The sequence below is a fragment of the Rhodoligotrophos sp. CJ14 genome, assembly GCF_038811545.1.
Lineage (GTDB): Bacteria > Pseudomonadota > Alphaproteobacteria > Rhizobiales > Im1 > Rhodoligotrophos > Rhodoligotrophos ferricapiens.
In genome coordinates this window covers 2,976,509-2,992,946 of the sequence record NZ_CP133319.1, presented here as the reverse complement: position 1 = coordinate 2,992,946, position 16,438 = coordinate 2,976,509, and the positions used below count along the sequence as shown (strand labels likewise).

The window sequence follows — 16,438 nt, the reverse complement described above, 5'->3', positions numbered from 1 at the left end:
CCGGGTGGGCGTTCTCGCTCTCGACCGGAGGTCGAGATTGAATGGAGGCGATCGTGGCCAAACCGCTCATCACCGAAGATCAACTAGCCGGCAGGGGCGCCGGGGCACTCGCAGCTTTACGGCCGAATACATACACGGCAAATTAGAACGCTGGGAGGGGGCGATGAATACGAAGAACTATATCAATCTACAAGCCACCGAGTTTGACGGCTATATCTACCGCGTGATGCCGCTCGGGCGGTTTTACGAACTGTTCGCAAACAAGCAGAACGTGCTGGTCCGGCCCTCGAAATGGGATGACCCGTTCGAGAATTTCATCCTGAACGCCCCCGCGCGGCTTGCTGATGGCACGATCGCGAAGTTCGCATTCAACAACGACTTCTACGGGCAATGCTGGACGCGGCAGACCAGCTCCGATGCTATCTGGCGTATCTATTCGCCCGACAAGACCGGCGTGCGGGTGCGCACCACGATCCGCAACCTCCTCACCGGATTGCAGGCCCCGCTTGGCGACTGGGCGCATAAGCAAGCTTTCATCGGCAAGGTCCAGTACATGGGCGACAGGAAGCTGGTGGAATTCGGCAACAAGGTGTTCCGCGGTGGCCTGCACGTCCGCGCGCTGGCCGAAACGCTACTGGTCAAGCGCAACGCCTTCATCCACGAGCGTGAGGTACGGCTTCTCTATCTGGAGAAGAATAAGGGAAAGCAGGACATCTATGCCTACTCGGTCGATCCGCACGCACTGATCGACCAAATTATGATCGACCCGCGCCTGCCGCTCTCTGACGTGAACAAGGTGAAGGACGAGATCCGCAGGCGCACCGGCTTCAAGGGGCGGATTATGAGGTCACTGCTCTACGCACCGCCGAAGGACATGATTTTCCCGATCGGGTAACAAGCTGAACCTTTGAAAGTTGCTGCTTTGTTCTCACCGAGAATCCGGATAGTCTGGCAACCGGGGGAGATTCAGAAAAATGAGCTCCATGATGATTGGCTAACGCAATGAACGACCAGCCTGAACCGATACGTCTTGAAGATTACAGCCTGGATGAAGTTGTCAGGCTACTGACGGCGGGCGTGCCGGTTCACCGTGCGAATGAAGATGCCTTCCGGCTCGATACAGACGACAAGCGTAAAGCGTTTGCGTTCTATGGGCGCAATCGCGATCTGTGGCCGCGGAATCGCACCGTTCAGGCAAAGGAAGTCGAAGGGCTCCTTACGGCGCTCGAAGCGGAGCTGCCGGCCGCGACGGCCAGGACCTCGCGTTCGGCGGGCGCCCGGCCGATCTGGCATCTGGAACGTGTTGAGGCGCATCGGTTCGGCGGACTCCACCGCCACCTGGGTCCGAACGGCGAAGACCCGGATGACTTCGTTCTCGATATCAATAGGGAAATTACGCTTGTCAGCGGGTTCAACGGTGCCGGTAAGACCGCATTGTTGAGCGCGGTGATCTGGTGCCTGACGGGCAAGGCGCTGCGGTCGCAGCATATGCCGCATGAGGTGCACGAACCCATGGCGGTCGAATGGACCGCGGACAGCGAAGCAATTGGCGAGGGTGATAACCGGCCTGAAATAGCCATTCCGCCGATTGTTCCTATCCCTTCTGCCGAAAATCTTGAAAAGCTCGCCGATCAGCCGAAGCTCGATACCTGGGTAAGGTTGACGTTTAAACGCGAAGACACGGCTGAAATCCGCAGCGTGACGCGAAGGGTGCAAGTGTCGGGCAAGAAGCTGACGGCTCCCGTAGAAGGGCTGGACGCGCTCGGTATCCCGGCGCTGGCGCTTGAGGTAGGCACGTTGATGCCAGGCGTTGCTGCACATATGCGCTTCGATGAGAAGACCGACTTCACGCAGGCCGTTTCGCAGCTAACCGGACTAAAGCCGCTTGAAGAGCTCGGGCACCGTTCAACGCGGCTCGTCGGACGCCTGCGGAATGCCGAGAAACGCACGACGGAAGAGGCCCGCGATCAGAAGACAAGCGATTTTGCGAGCCGTCTTCAAACGCTTGTCGAGAACTGGGAGGAACGTTCCGATCTTGGAACGCCGCCCAGGATTCTGATGCCGGGGGAGGAAGAAGGAGAAGGCGAGAACAAGGCGGGCTGCGCCTCCTCCATCGCTGCCGCGCGCAAAGCTTTGCAGGAACTGCAGAGCGAAATGATGTCCACGATGGAAACCATCCTGGGCCGCCGTGTGGAACTGACCTCAAAGCAGGATGCCGACGCCATGACCGGCGCCCTTGATGCGGCTGCCGAACGTTTGAAGGGTGGCGCTTTGCGGGAGCTGCCCTCGATTGGAACGATCCTCTCCCTTTCAGAAATCTCCGAAGAAGAGGCATCTGACGCGCTAAAGGCGGTGGAGGATATTCTCGCGCGAGCGCGAGCGCTTGCGACCCGGCTGGAGGATGAGCGTAAGGCGACACGCTGGCGCCTGTATGCGCGCGTGGCCGACTGGCATAAGAACGCTCACCCTGACAGTGATGTGGTGAACTGCCCGGTTTGCGGAACGGACCTTGACGAGGTTCCTCCCGACGCGTTGCTTGATATGTCGGTGAAGGCGGCGCTGGAGAAGTGCCGCGAAGCTGACAGCGATATCGCGAAGACCGCCTCGGAATGGGAACGTGACGAGGCGGCCTCCTTGCTGCACGCTCTGCCCGAAAGCCTGCGGGGTTTCGCTGACAAGGCATTGCCGGATACCCTGCTGGCCATTGTTCGCAAGGGCTATGTTGACGAGCTACTTGCACACAGGGCTTTCTCCGGCCGCCTGGAGCCGCTTCAGAGGAATGCTCAGGCGGTCTGGGAGATAGCGGCAAGGGAGAACCCGTTGCCGGATGCGCCGCAGCCGGCGAACAGCAAACTTCCCGAGCTTTTTGCAGGCAGTACGCTGCAAAAGCGGCTTGCCGCCATCGTCCACGCTTTGATGTTGCGCGCACACCGGGCGGCAGCGGGCGATGTCTTGAAGCAGTTGATGGTGCGCTATGTCGGCGCCCCGCAATCCGCCGAAGACCAAATACCTGCCGAACGGGAACAGGCAAAGCCGCAGGAACGCTCGCTACGCGATCAGATTGAAGCGATCCGGCGCGGCGTTCAAAACGCATCCCCAATCCTTTCGCTCATACGTCAGCTTGATGAGCTCGAGCGGGTGCGACAGGCGTGGGAAGCCGAGGAGAAACGGCTGAAGTTGCTGGAACGGGCGGCGGATGCGGTGGAACCTTTTCTTGAGTTTCCGGCACTGGTCTATGAACGGGTTTCGGGGCTCATCAATACGCTTGATCGCGACACCGGCACCTGGCTGGGCAATATCTACCGGCCGCACTATCGCGGCGGTCCGGATTATGGAGGGTTTGAGCCAGGCGAAGATGGAGGGTTTGGACTTCGCGCCGGGCTGGGCGATATGCGCGTGCCTGCGCATCAGGTGATGAACGCTTCGCTTTTGAGGGCGTGCGTTTGGGCTTTCCTTTTCGGTCTGTGGGAACACGTGCGGACTCAGTCAGGCGGGCTAAGCTGCATTCTGCTCGACGATCCCCAGACTCATTTCGATCCAATTAACAGCGAGAACTTTGCAGCCACAGTGCCGAAGATGCCGTCGCATGGGATGCGGCCGCTGATTGCGTCGAACGATATTCGCTTTGTTGCGTCGGTGCAGGACAAGCTCCCTTCCCGCGCCGAAGATGCGCCGACTTGGACGGCGCTGCGGCTCGACCCTGTGTCGTCATCCAGGCTTACAGCATCGCTCAGCCCCGCTATCGAGGAAATCAGGGAAAGGCGGGATCGCTGGATCGAAGACGAAAACGACTCTGCCAAGGCGCAGGAGTTCGTGAAATGTGTACGGGTCGACATCGAAAACAGGCTGTGGAACCTGCTCGCAACTGACCCCCTGGTCATGCACTCCCCGACCCTTGGCGATCTGCTCGGCCAGCTACGCCACGCAAGGAATGCTGGAGAACGGCCTTTCGAGGAACCGCCGTTTGAAAAGCTGCTCACGCACCAAGCGCTTCGAGACAGCGCGCTTTTTTACAAGATCATCAACAAGGCACATCATCAGCCGTCCATGATCACGCCGCAGGATGCTGCCGACGTGAATGAAGTCTATGAGAGTGTGCACAGCCTCCTGAGGAGTTGCACGGCCTCATACGCGCGCTTTCTCGGACGACTCACTCATGAGGAGCGCGATCTGGTGCAGGCGGATGCACCGTCAGCGCCCGAGGCAATGGTTCTGCCGGACACGCCCCTGCCGATGCTTGGCACCTTGGCCGCGCGCAGCGCCGCTGACATTCTCGCGGTCACCGGCGACCAGGAATATCTGTCCCTTGGCTCGCTCGGCGCCGTTGCCCTGTATGTCATCCGCGGTCCCACGCTGGGTTCGGTTGCACTGGCCGGGCAGGTTGTCATCGTCTCGCTCGATCGCGATGCAACGGAAGGCGAGCCGGTCATTGCGCTTCATGGGAGCAAGATCTATGCGCGCCGGTTTCATAGGGACAAGAAGGACCTTTCACGAACGATCCTTGCCGCGGATCGCTCCGGGACAGAACGTGTGCCGCCGGCCTTGCTCGTCCCCACGGCAGAAACTCGCGTCATGCCGATCGTCGGCGTGCTCTACGATGCGCAAAACCTTCCCGGGCGCGACGAGGCAGTTGCTGCGCGCGCCAGCGACATACTTTCCCGCAAGCTGGCGGTGGCCAGTATCGTTGAGGACAGCGCATATCCTGTCATACGGAATGGGGACACGGTGCTGCTTGAGGCTGTTGATGATCTCACGCCCGCGAAGCTAACGGCGCTGGAAGGGCGAATCGTTGCCGTAACGGCTCGGAGCGGCGGTGAGAGCTACGGGTATCTGAAGCGCCTCGGCCAACGGATCGAAACGGGCGCGCGCATCTTCGAGAATATAGGTCTCAACGGCCAGGCCGTGTGCATCTCGCTGGGTTCCGCCGTTCACAGCGCCGATAACCTGACGCTTGAGCGGCTTTGGCGGGTTCACGGCGTGCTTCGTTCCGGCAGTCACTGACCTCCTCACCGGTAGCGAGCCTGCGAGTTGGCTAGGGCGCACCTGGCGCAGGCGGGCAACTCCCTCATGTTGGCGTGTTTCGAACCGTGAGCCTATCGGCGCGAGACCGCCCTCGCTGTGGATCGCAGTCGACAAGCAACCTGGCCGTGATCAATGCGAAGCGCACTGCGGAGCGTAGCCGAGAAGCTCGCCTTCGAAGGCAGCATGAAACTTGCCTCCAACGTCGTATAGCTTGCAAGCTATTCCGTCAAACCTTCTGTAGTTTGGGATGTCGACTAAGCGGCTGCTCTATCGTTTCGGGCGGTCGGTGCGGCCTCCTCCTTGGCGTCGAGCAAAGTGGCGATCTCTTCACAGGTTCGGGTTACCGCGAGCTTCAGTGCCTCATCGATATGGACGTAGCCCTGTGTAACGCTCTGAGCGGCATGGCCAAGAAGCGCGCGGATAGTCAGCTCCGAGAAGCCCAAATCGCCGGCGACGCTTCCGAATGTGTGGCGCAGCGTGTGGGGCGTCACCCCCTTGATCCCCACGCTGGCGCAGAGCCTGAAGAGGCAGGCCTTAGCCGCCGTGAAATGCCCCTCGCTGATGTCGGATGGGAAGACATAGGGGCTGTTGCCTCGAATTGGCTGGCTGGCGGCAATCTTCGCGGCGGAGGGGCCGATCGCGCGGATCTGCGCGTCTCCCTTGGTGTCGGGGAACGCCACATAACCTGCGTCCGCATGAAGCCAAGGCCGTTGCAGGCCCTGGCCCTCGGAGATGCGGAAACCCGTGAGAGCCAGGAACCGGACGATGGCAAGCGCCACCGGGTTTTCGCCGTTGCGCTCTGCGTGCCGCATCGCTGTGCCCAGCAGCTTAACCTCGGCAACACTCAGGCGGCGCTGCTTCTTCTTGCCGGCCAGCTTTCGCGCTCCGCGGCTGGGATGGCTCTCAAGCTTGTCAAGCCGGGCGGCATGACCAAGGATGCTCTGGAGGGTTCCGACAGCGCGAGACGCAACGCCGGGGCCGCCGGTCGTGACGCCGCCTCGGCCCTTACCTCGAGGCTTTGCCGTCTTGCCAGCCACGATATCGGACTGCATCCCCTCGATGTCGGCCACCTTCAGGGTATGGGCGAGGCGCTTGCCCAACAGCGGCTTGATGTGCGTTTCGATACGGCTCTTGTCCATGGCAAGCGTCGACTTCTTGATCGGGCGGTTGCGGCGGCCGAGGATGCGGCCAGCCCTGGCCTCCGTGAGATACCAATCGCAGAGATCGGAAACCGTGACCTGATGGTGGGGATCGTCATCGGTGTCGGCGGGGTCCTCGCCAGCAGCGACAGCGCCTAGCTTGATCTTGGCTTCGTCGCGTGCGTTCTCGACGGTCATGATGCCGAAACGGCCGATATTGATACGGCGGCTTTTTCCTTCAGCGTTTCGGTATTGGATGATGAAGGTCTTGACTCCGGCCTTGGTCACGCGGACGCCAAAGCCCTTGAGCTCTCCATCCCACAAGAATGCTTGCCCAGTAGCTGGTGCTTCCAGCGCCTCCACGGCCTTCTTCGTCAGCTTGGCCACGTCGCTTCCTCGCTTGATCGTTCTGCTTACACGGCTTAATCATAGCACCCATGTAAGCAATATGTAAGCAGTGCAGGCGGAAATTTAGGTCTATCGTGGCGAGTTGTGGCGAATGGCGGTCAGCCTAACGATATGATTTGTAGCGCATTTTCGCATTTCTGGATATTGTGGCGCAAGAGTTTCTCAATCTTGCCAAGGTTGGGGTCGTGAGTTCGAATCTCATCGCCCGCTCCATTCTCGCGAATGATTTGGATCGATCAGGAGCCGCGGAAATCCGCGGCTTTTTGTTTGTTTCGCTGAACGCGGTGGGGTCTACGGTACTTCTCGGGCCCGCTCAAGGCTGCAAGCGGGGCCCACTGGACCTGCGAGAACGAAAAACTCGATCGCGGATCGTCCCGTGCCCCCTCGCGGGGTGAACAGCGCGACTGGTTCGCGGGTATGAAAAATTCCCAGCAACAGCCCTGGCTGCAAAACGCGCAGTTCATCAATCAGATCGCGTCGCCCTGCCCAGTTATCGAACTCCGAATATCTCATCAAAAGTGCCGGCTTCCCATCTATGGTCGGAGGGCCGCAAGGGCCGTCGTGCTCAATCCTTCATCGTCGGGCTCAATGTCCCTCATTCCTATTTGATAGGTATAACTACCGAACGTACATTAGGTACGCTTAGCTGGCCGGAAAGAGTGCAGCAGGCGAGGAAGCCGCCAGTTCCGAGCAGCGATCCTGATCTGACAGGCCTCTAACGATCCGTTGGCGAAGGATCGCCTGCTTCGCACAGGAGAAGCCGACCTCACTCACGCCAAATCTCGACGTGGCATGCGGGTCGACACCGATCCCTCAGCTTGGCAGCAAGGAAGAGAGCTGCCGTTCGGTCGCGCCTTCACAACCATCACCGGCGAGGATGATACTTGGTAGTATCATCAAACCATGTCATCATCTCGCATTTGCCGGAGCGATCTCGAGATGAGAAGGCAGCCAATGAACGCGGTCGCAGTGAGATGGTCTCTCCACGCTTGATTTGTGCACGCCGAGCGAGCTTGACGAGCTAACTGTAAACAGTTTACTGTGCGCGCACTAAACAAAGGAGCTGCCAAAACGGCAGCCGACTAGGGGTGGGCGCCTTGAAACTGGCTTATGACGAGATCATTGCCTTTCCTATTCCGCGGGCGGAGCACGCGATTTCGACCCGCGAACTCTTGCATTATGCGCTTGCCCTTGGGGCTGGGAATGATCTGCCGAATCCAGAGGCGCTTCCCTTTGTCTACGAGAAGGGGCTCCGGCCTCTCGCCACCTATTACACGATCCTGACCTGGCTCAATCCGCGCTGGCTCACATCATTGGGCATTGACGTCACTGGCCTGATTCATGTCGGCGAGAGTCTGGAGGTCCACGAGCCGATCCCAATCAACGGTGCTGCGGTCGTGGATGCGCGGATCGTCGCCGTGATCGATAAGGGCGCCGAACGCGGCGCCATCTTCACGGCGGAGTTCACCATTCGCGACAAGCGCTCGGGTCGCCCACTCGCAACCGCACGCAGCGACCTCTTCTGTCGAAAAGATGGTGGCATCGAAGGCGCACCAGTAACGCCGCCCGCATCTTGGCGGAAGGCTCCGGACCGGACGCCAGACGGCTACCTGACTTTGCCGACGAGGCCAGAGCAGGCCGCTCTCTATCGGCTCTGCGGCGACATGAATCCCATTCATATTGATCCGGATGTGGCGCGAGCGGCAGGGTTCGACCGTCCTCTGCTACATGGGCTCGCCACTTACGGCATGGCCTATCTTGGCCTGCTGCGATCCCGCCTGAATGGCGAGACTGAGGCCATGAAGACCCTAAGTGTCCGGTTCTCCGGACCGGTTTTTCCCGGTGAGACGATGGACCTGGCCTACTGGGAAAATCCTCACGAAATCGATTTCCGTATCTCTGTCGGCGCGAACCGGCCGGTGCTGGATGGGCGCTTGTCCCGTCGGACTAGGCCCACAGCGGCGACATCGTGCCAGGAGCAAGCAACGGTATGAGCATAAGATTAGACGGGCGCGTGGCTGTCGTCACCGGAGCCGGAAATGGGCTCGGGCGGGTATATGCGCGTTATCTTTCCTCCCTTGGCGCCCATGTCGTGGTGAACGACCTTGGAGGTAAGCCAGACGGCACCGAGCAGTCCACCCGGCCGGCCGATCAGGTGGTCGAGGAAATCCGTGCGGCAGGGGGCAAGGCGGCCGCGAGCTATCATAATGTCGCCGAAATGGAGGGTGCCCAGGGAATCGCGCAGACGGCGCTCGATGCCTTCGGCCGGCTCGACATCCTCGTCCACAATGCCGGGATCCTGCGCGACAAGACGCTGTTGAAAATGGAAGAGGCAGACTTCCGCGCCGTGCTGGACGTCCATCTCATGGGCGGTGTGTTCTGCACCAAAGCAGCGTTGCCGGCCATGTTCGAGCAGGGCTATGGACGGATTGTGCTTGCGACCTCCTCTTCGGCTCTCTACGGCCTTTTCGGCCAATCAAATTATGCCGCAGCGAAACTCGGGCTGGTGGGCTTTGCCAACGCGGTGAAGTTCGAGCTCGAGCGCAAGGGTGTTCTGATCAACTGTGTCGCGCCGTCCGCCATGACACGCCTCACGGAGGGGCTGGTCGAGGAGCGAATGGCCGTGAAAATGCTGCCGGATTTCGTGGCTCCCGCCGTGGCCTATCTCGCCAGCGAGGAATGCAAGTTCACCGGCCGTATCATGACAGCCGGGGCGCGCCACTTCGCTCTTGATCAGATGATGGAAAGTGCCGGCGTGACCTTCGAGGGGACGGCACCGATCACCGTGGATATGCTCGCCGACCGGATCGAGGAGGTCGCGGATTTCTCGAAAGCGACGCCTTTCGTCTCCGGCCATGAGCAGCTTCTGAAGATTACAGGCGAAGCCTCCCCCAAGCCCTGAAAGCACAGCTCCGTCATGTTTGGTGATCTCGCTCTGAACGGCATCGCAGTGGGCTGTGTATACAGCCTGATCGCGCTGGGATTCGTCCTGATTTACAAGGCGACGGGGATCCTCAACTTCGCCCAGGGCGATCTGATGATGATCGGTGGCTTCCTAGGCCTCACGGCAATCGGGATCTGGGGGCTCCCCTACTGGCTCGGCTTTGCCTTCGCTGTGGTTGCAACGGCAGCGCTGGGATATCTGCTCGATGCTGTCGTATTCCGCCGCGCCATGGGCCAGCCGGAATTTGCGCTGATCATGCTCACCCTGGGATTGGGCTATGTATTGCGCACATTGGCGGCAGTCGTGCCGGGCTGGGGAACGCAGCCGCAGCGTTTCCCAACACCTTTCGACGACAAGACCATCGAGTTCGCCGGCATCCCTTTAAGCGAGGAACGGCTCGCTATCATCATCGCCACGCTGGTGCTGATGATCGCGCTTTATCTCTTCTTTCGGTTCAGCAAGCTCGGAGTCGCCATGCAGGCGACGGCGCAGAACACCACGGCTGCGTCACTGGTGGGTATTCCGGTCAAGACGATCTACTCGCTTGTCTGGGCGCTTGGAGCAGGCATTGCAGCCGTGGCCGGTGTTCTCATCGCGCCCATCACCTTCGTGCATCCGGGCATGGGTTATGTCGGGCTCTATGCTTTTCCCGCCGCCGTGCTCGGCGGGTTTGGCAGTATTCCGGGCGCGATTGTCGGCGGTCTGATCATCGGGCTCCTCGAAGTTGCCTCGGGATTCTACTTGTCGGAGGTGGTCAAGAATTCGGCACCCTATCTGGTGCTGCTCCTGGTCCTGTTCATCAAGCCGTCCGGGCTGATGGGCGTCGCTCTACAGCGGAAGGTCTGAGATGACCACCAAAGTGCAACCGCTGGATCGCAAAAGCGCCATCGCCCAGCCGGGTCTACACCGGAGAATACTGCTGCCTTTGGTGTGGATTGCGCTCCTTGCCGTGATGCCCTTCCTCCTCAACAGCTTCTTCATAGGAGTGGCGAGTTCCGTCCTCATCTGGGTCATCATCGGCATCGGCGTGATGGTGCTGCTCGGCTATTCCGGCCAGGTCTCCATCGGGCACGCGGCATTCCTCGCCATGGGCGCATATGGCGAGGCTCTGCTCATCCAGAATAGCGTGCCGTTCCCTCTCTCACTGGTCATCGTGGCGCTTTGCACCTTGGTGATCGGCGTTGCGGTCGGGCTTCCAAGCCTGCGGTTTTCGGGCCTCTATCTGGCGATGGCAACTTTGGCCTTCGCCTTCATCGTCGAGGCGGTGATTGGCGGTATTGAGATGACCGGCGGACGTGGGGGCATGAGCGTCGATGATGCCACCATCTTCGGTCATTCGCTCAGCAATGACTTGCCAATGTTCTATACGGCTCTGGTCATTGCTGCCCTGGTATTCTGGCTCGCCAACAATCTCGTCGGGTCTCGGACCGGGCGAGCCTGGCAGGCGATCCGCGACAGCGAAATCGCAGCAACGAGCATGGGCATCAGCATTGCCCGCTACAAGACGATCGCTTTCGCGTTCAGCGCATCCGTCACGGCGGTTGCCGGCACCCTGCTCGCGCACAAGGTCGGTTATCTCTCCCCTGACGGCTTTACCATCCAGCAGTCCATTGAAATGCTGATCCTCGTCGTTGTCGGCGGCCTGGGATCCCTCATGGGCGCGATCTATGGCGCGCTGTTCATTGTTCTTCTGCCGGTTCTGCTCTCGCTGATCAAAGACCAACTGCCGCCTGCCATCGCCGAACTTCCGGGCCTCGAGGCCGGCGTGTTCGGCCTTTCGCTCATGCTGGTCATCCTGTTCCAGCCCGGCGGCATCAACAGCGCCGTGACGCGCCTCCTTGCCCTCATTGGCGGACGCACACAATGAGCCAGCTCGAGGTGAAGGATCTGTCGATCAGTTTCGGCGGCGTGAAAGCGGTGCGCGATGTGAGTTTCCGGGTCGAAAAGGGGGCTGTCTATTCCATCATCGGCCCCAATGGGGCGGGCAAGAGCACGGTTTTCAACCTGGTGACCAGGGTCATCACTCCCGATGCCGGCCAGGTGCGGTTCGAGGGCGAAGATCTTCTGACCATTGCGCCGAGCCGGATCGCTCGCCAGGGCGTTGCTCGCACTTTCCAAAACCTCGAGCTGTTTCCGGACGCGAGCGTGGCAGACAACATCCTGGTCGGCCGGCATATCCACTTCTCGACATCGCCTGTCGCGGAACTCCTTGGGCTTGGAAGCGTGCGCCGCCAGGAGGCGGAAAACCGGGAAAAGGTCGATGAAATCCTGAGCCTGCTGGGGCTCGAGAGCCATCGCAACACTCCGGTGGGCTCCCTGCCTTACGGGATTTGCAAAATCGTGGAACTTGCCCGAGCCCTCGCCTGCGAACCGCGTCTGCTATTGCTCGACGAGCCTGCCGCCGGTCTCAACACCGCCGAGACCGACAGGATGGCGAGCTGGATCGAGGAGGTTAATCATCGGCTCGGCATCACGATCGTGCTCATCGAGCATGACATGCGTCTCGTCAGCCGGGTTTCCCATCGCGTGCTGGCCTTGAATGCTGGCCGGGTTTTGACGGAGGGCACCGCGCTGGAGGTGCAGACCCATCCCGACGTCATCAAAGCCTATCTGGGAGGATGACGTCATGGCAGAACCGATCCTCCGCATTGATGGCTTGACGGCCGGCTATGGGCGCATGACCGTCCTGCACGATGTCAGCATGTCGGTCGATCAGGGAGCGATCGTCGCGCTCCTTGGCGCCAATGGCGCGGGAAAAACCACGCTGCTGCGCAACATCTCGGGTCTGCAGAAACCGCGCTCGGGCACGATCACATTCATCGGCCAAAACATCGCGCGGACGGAGCCGCATCGGATCGTACAACTCGGACTGGGTCACGTGCCGGAGGCGCGGCAGCCCTTCCCTCAGCTCAGTGTGCGCGAGAACCTTTGGATGGGGGCGTTCACCCGATCGCGTGGGCCCGAGCTGCAGAGCGATCTCGAGATGGTCTACAGCTATTTTCCGATCCTCAAGGAACGCGACAGTCAGAAGGCCGGACTGCTCTCAGGCGGCGAGCAGCAGATGATGGTCATCGGCCGTGCGCTCATGGCGCGGCCCAAGCTGCTGCTGTTCGATGAGCCATCGCTGGGCCTATCCCCGCGGCTGGTCAAGACGATCTTCGAGATCGTTCGGCGCATCAACAAGGAGCAGGGCGTCTCGATCTTCCTTGTCGAGCAGAATGCCCATGTCGCGCTGGAGGTTTCGGATTTCGGCTATGTGCTGGAATCCGGCCGGGTCGTCCTTGGCCGGCCGAGCGCAGAATTGGCGGAACTCGAGGACATCAAGACCTTCTATCTCGGCCATGCATCCGGTTCGGGCGAGGGGAAAACGCAACAAAGTGAGGGAGGGTATAAATGAGAAAGTGGATCACCGCAGCCGGTCTCGTCGCTGCAATGATGCTGGGATCGCCATCCGCGAGGGCGGAGCAGCAGGGCGTGACCGATAACGAGATTCTCCTGGGCTCAATCCAAGCCCTGTCGGGTCCGGTTGCATCCTGGGGAGTGCCGATCGCGAACGGGCTGCGCATGGCGGTCGACGATATCAATTCCGAGGGCGGCATCCATGGCCGTAAGCTCCGCATCATCCTCGAAGATGATCAGTACGACCCCCGGAAAACCCTGCAGGCTGCCGACAAGCTCATCAAGCACGACAAAATCTTCGCTTTCCTGTGCAATCTCGGCACGCCGCAGAACCTGGCCTTGGTGAAAGTCGTCGAGCGCACTGGCGTACCACTGATCTTTCCTCAGACAGCCGACCCAAAGGCATGGACGCCCATCTCGAAACTGCGCTTCGGCTTTCTGTTCCCGAATCCCGAGCAGGGGGTCATCATCACCCGTTACCTGCTGGATACAAAGAAATACACCAAGCTGGGCGTGATCTATCAGGATGACGAACTGGGCAAGAGCTACTTGTCGGGAATAGAGCAGGAGCTTGAGAAGCGCGGCGTCGAGCTTGCAGCCTCGGCCAGCATCAAACGCAATGAGATCGACGCCAGCTCGCAGGTGATGAAGCTCAAGGCCGCCGGCGTGGATGCCATCATCCAAGCGTCCGTCATCCCTGTGGCGGTTGCCGTGCTCAAAGAGCGGGCAAAGCTCAATTGGGATGTGGATGTCGTCATCACGTCCAGCGGCTATGCAACCAGCGTCGTCAGTCTTGCAGGCGCGGCCGCCGAGGGCGCCTATGCAATGGGACAAGTTCCGGTCCCCTACCCCGATCTGTCGCCCGAGCTTGCGGATTGGAACAAGCGCTATCAAGAGCGTTTCGGTGAACCAGCCGATCTTGGCGCGCTCTTCGGCTACCAGACCACCCTTTTGATCAAGCAGGGCCTGGAAAAGGCCGGCAAGGACCTCACCGTCGATAGCCTCGCTGCTGGGCTCGAGCAAATCAAGGACTACACGGACTTCTTCGGCACAGTTCCGTATTCATTGAGCAAGGACGATCATCTGGCCGCCCACGGCGTGTTCTTGTTCCAGGTGAAGAATGGCCGCTGGGTGAAGGCATCCGACTATATCCCTCTCGGCCAATAGCCACACTGACGGCGATCCCGTGTGCTCTGCCGCGGGATCAGTATCCCCGGAGTTTTCATGACACGTCCTCTTGACGGCATAACCGTCCTCGACTTCGCCTCGCTTCTCCCTGGCCCGCTCGCGACTTTCCTGCTGGCGGAAGCGGGCGCCGACGTCATCAAGGTGGAGCGCCAGGGCGGCGACGACATGCGTCAGTTCCAACCGATGCATGGCGAGACGTCGACAGTTTTCACGGTTCTGCATGGCGGCAAGAAGAGCGTCACGGCCGATTTGAAGTCACCGGCCGGCCGGGCCGCGCTAACCTCCTTGATCGCGAAGGCGGACGTGCTGGTCGAGCAATTCAGGCCCGGCGTGATGGAACGCCTTGGCCTGGGCTATGAGGCGGTCAGCGCGATCAATCCGAAGATGATCTATTGCTCGATAACGGGCTATGGCCAGTCCGGACCGCGCAGCCTCGAGGCCGGACACGACATCAACTATCAGGCGGTCACAGGACTGCTGGCCTTGCCCAGCGGCAAGCCACAGACGCCCGCAGCCCTGGCCGCCGACATTGCCGGAGGTTCCCTTCCCGCAGTCATCAACATCCTCCTCGGACTGCGCCAGCGCGAGCTTACCGGAAAGGGTATGCATATCGACATTGCCATGGCGGACATCGCCTTCACTTTTCTCTGGTCGACCCTTTCCGAAGGCAAGGTCACGGGGACCTACCCTGATCGCGGCCGCGGCCTGCTCACCGGTGGCAGCCCCCGATACGACACCTACGAGACGGCCGACGGTCGATATCTTGCCTGCGGAGCGCTGGAACAGAAGTTCTGGGAGAGCTTCTGCCGGACGATCGGCCTTCCGGAGAAGTTGTGGGACGACGCAGCCGATCCTCACGCAACGCGAGAGGCGGTGTCCAGATTGGTTGCCAGTCGGAGCGCTGCCGAATGGGCGCCTCTGCTGCAGGCCGCCGATTGCTGTGTGACTGTGGTTGCGACGGTGGAAGAGGCATTGGCCGATCAGCATTTCCAGGCGCGCGGGCTCAACTCTTACCAGGCCACCGATTCAACCGGCGCGACGATCCCCGCTGTCGCGCTACCGATCTCGCCGCAATTTCGGGCGTCCGCTGCGACGCCCCGCCTGGTGCCGCAGCCGGGCGCTCACAATGCCCTTCTCGACTGACATTTGGATCTGGACTGACCAATGCATCTGCCCCGAACTCTCTATTCGCAAGATCACGATGCGTTCCGTGCCTCGGTAAAGCGCTTCTTCGACGAGGAGCTGGTTGCACGGCGCGAGGAATATGAAGCCGCCGGAGTGGTCGACCGCTCGGTCTGGCTCAATGCGGGCCGATTGGGCATGCTTGGTCCGACCATGCCGGAGGCTTATGGGGGTCTCGGTCTCGACCGCACCTATGCGGCCATCGTCGTTGAAGAGCAGGCTCGCGCCGGTCTATCGGGACCGGGCTTTCTTCTGCATTCGAATATCGTCATGCCCTATCTCCTCAACTATGGCACCGAGGAGCAGAAACAGACTTGGCTGCCAAAAGCAGTCAGCGGGGAGGCCGTCCTGGCGATCGCCATGACAGAGCCGGGCACCGGATCGGACCTTCAACGGATCAAGACCACCGCCCGGAGAGATGGTGATGATTACGTCATCAACGGCTCGAAGATGTTCATCACCAACGGGATCAGCGCCGACCTCGTGGTGATGGTCTGCAAGACCGATCCTTCGGCGGGCGCCAAGGGCATTTCGCTCATCCTGGTCGAAACCGACCGTCCCGGCTTTCGCAAAGGACGGAACCTCAAGAAGCTCGGGATGAAGACACAGGACACGGCAGAGCTCTTCCTCGATGATGTGCGTGTGCCGGTCACGAACCGGCTCGGGGATGAGGGACAAGGCTTCGTCTATCTCATGCAGGAGCTGCCTTGGGAGCGCTTGCTCTCGGCCATCTGGTGCGTTGCGAGCTGTGAAGCGGCCATCGAGAAGACGATCGCCTACACCCAGGACAGAGAAGCCTTCGGCCAGCGGATCTTTGATTTTCAGAATACGCGCTTCAAGCTCGCGGAGGTCGCGACCGAGACCGAGATCGCCCGCGTCTTCATCGATCGCTGCGTCGAACAGATCGTCAACGGATCACTCGATCCGGCAGTGGCGGCAATGGCAAAATACTGGACCTCGGACCTTCAGGGGAAGGTCATGGACGAGTGCCTGCAGCTCTTCGGTGGCTACGGCTATATGTGGGAATACGATATCTGCCGCGCCTTTGCGGATGCCCGGATCAATCGGATCTGGGGCGGCACCAATGAAATCATGAAAGAAATCATCGCCCGCCGTCTTGCCTGATGGCGCAACCCATTTGCGCGAGGAACAGAGA

12 protein-coding genes are annotated in these 16,438 nt (G+C 60.5%); 11 read left to right on the top strand and 1 reads right to left on the bottom strand.

Annotation, left to right across the window (positions count from 1 at the left end):
- The first annotated feature begins 163 nt into the window (after nucleotides 1–163).
- Nucleotides 164–895: a DUF2971 domain-containing protein gene (locus tag RCF49_RS13855; protein ID WP_183318996.1), complete on the top strand. Its 732-nt coding sequence runs from the start codon at nucleotides 164–166 to the stop codon at nucleotides 893–895.
- A 107-nt stretch (nucleotides 896–1,002) separates the two neighbouring features.
- Complete coding sequence (locus RCF49_RS13850) at nucleotides 1,003–5,001, top strand: ATP-binding protein (RefSeq protein WP_342640473.1); 3,999 nt, start codon at nucleotides 1,003–1,005, stop codon at nucleotides 4,999–5,001.
- Between the two features lie 275 nt (nucleotides 5,002–5,276).
- Here RCF49_RS13850 and RCF49_RS13845 read toward each other — a convergent pair whose 3' ends face one another.
- Nucleotides 5,277–6,548 (bottom strand): tyrosine-type recombinase/integrase, encoded by a 1,272-nt coding sequence (locus RCF49_RS13845; RefSeq protein WP_342640472.1) that lies wholly within the window; start codon nucleotides 6,546–6,548, stop codon nucleotides 5,277–5,279.
- 1,118 nt (nucleotides 6,549–7,666) lie between these two features.
- Here RCF49_RS13845 and RCF49_RS13840 point away from each other — a divergent pair.
- The 9 genes from RCF49_RS13840 to RCF49_RS13800 are packed head-to-tail and all read left to right on the top strand — an operon-like array spanning nucleotide 7,667 to nucleotide 16,407.
- A complete protein-coding gene (locus tag RCF49_RS13840; RefSeq protein ID WP_342640471.1) occupies nucleotides 7,667–8,563 on the top strand; it encodes a MaoC/PaaZ C-terminal domain-containing protein in 897 nt (298 codons plus the stop codon).
- Entirely contained in the window at nucleotides 8,560–9,471 is a 912-nt protein-coding gene (locus RCF49_RS13835; protein ID WP_342640470.1) for an SDR family NAD(P)-dependent oxidoreductase, read from the top strand. The genes RCF49_RS13840 and RCF49_RS13835 overlap by 4 nt, the downstream gene beginning before the upstream one ends.
- A 15-nt stretch (nucleotides 9,472–9,486) precedes the next feature.
- Nucleotides 9,487–10,359 carry a branched-chain amino acid ABC transporter permease gene (locus RCF49_RS13830; RefSeq protein ID WP_342640469.1) on the top strand — a complete coding sequence of 291 codons (873 nt, stop codon included), beginning with the start codon at nucleotides 9,487–9,489 and terminating at the stop codon, nucleotides 10,357–10,359.
- A gap of 1 nt (nucleotide 10,360) precedes the next feature.
- On the top strand, nucleotides 10,361–11,380 hold the full coding sequence (locus RCF49_RS13825; protein ID WP_342640468.1) for a branched-chain amino acid ABC transporter permease: 1,020 nt from the start codon (nucleotides 10,361–10,363) through the stop codon (nucleotides 11,378–11,380).
- Nucleotides 11,377–12,135 (top strand): ABC transporter ATP-binding protein, encoded by a 759-nt coding sequence (locus RCF49_RS13820; protein WP_342640467.1) that lies wholly within the window; start codon nucleotides 11,377–11,379, stop codon nucleotides 12,133–12,135. The genes RCF49_RS13825 and RCF49_RS13820 overlap by 4 nt, the downstream gene beginning before the upstream one ends.
- Before the next feature lie 4 nt (nucleotides 12,136–12,139).
- Complete coding sequence (locus RCF49_RS13815) at nucleotides 12,140–12,910, top strand: ABC transporter ATP-binding protein (protein WP_342640466.1); 771 nt, start codon at nucleotides 12,140–12,142, stop codon at nucleotides 12,908–12,910.
- Entirely contained in the window at nucleotides 12,907–14,079 is a 1,173-nt protein-coding gene (locus RCF49_RS13810) for an ABC transporter substrate-binding protein (protein WP_342640465.1), read from the top strand. Before RCF49_RS13815 ends, RCF49_RS13810 begins: the two co-directional genes overlap by 4 nt.
- 57 nt (nucleotides 14,080–14,136) lie before the next feature.
- On the top strand, nucleotides 14,137–15,243 hold the full coding sequence (locus RCF49_RS13805) for a CaiB/BaiF CoA transferase family protein (protein ID WP_342640464.1): 1,107 nt from the start codon (nucleotides 14,137–14,139) through the stop codon (nucleotides 15,241–15,243).
- A gap of 21 nt (nucleotides 15,244–15,264) precedes the next feature.
- Complete coding sequence (locus tag RCF49_RS13800; protein ID WP_342640463.1) at nucleotides 15,265–16,407, top strand: acyl-CoA dehydrogenase family protein; 1,143 nt, start codon at nucleotides 15,265–15,267, stop codon at nucleotides 16,405–16,407.
- The last annotated feature ends 31 nt before the right edge of the window (nucleotides 16,408–16,438 follow it).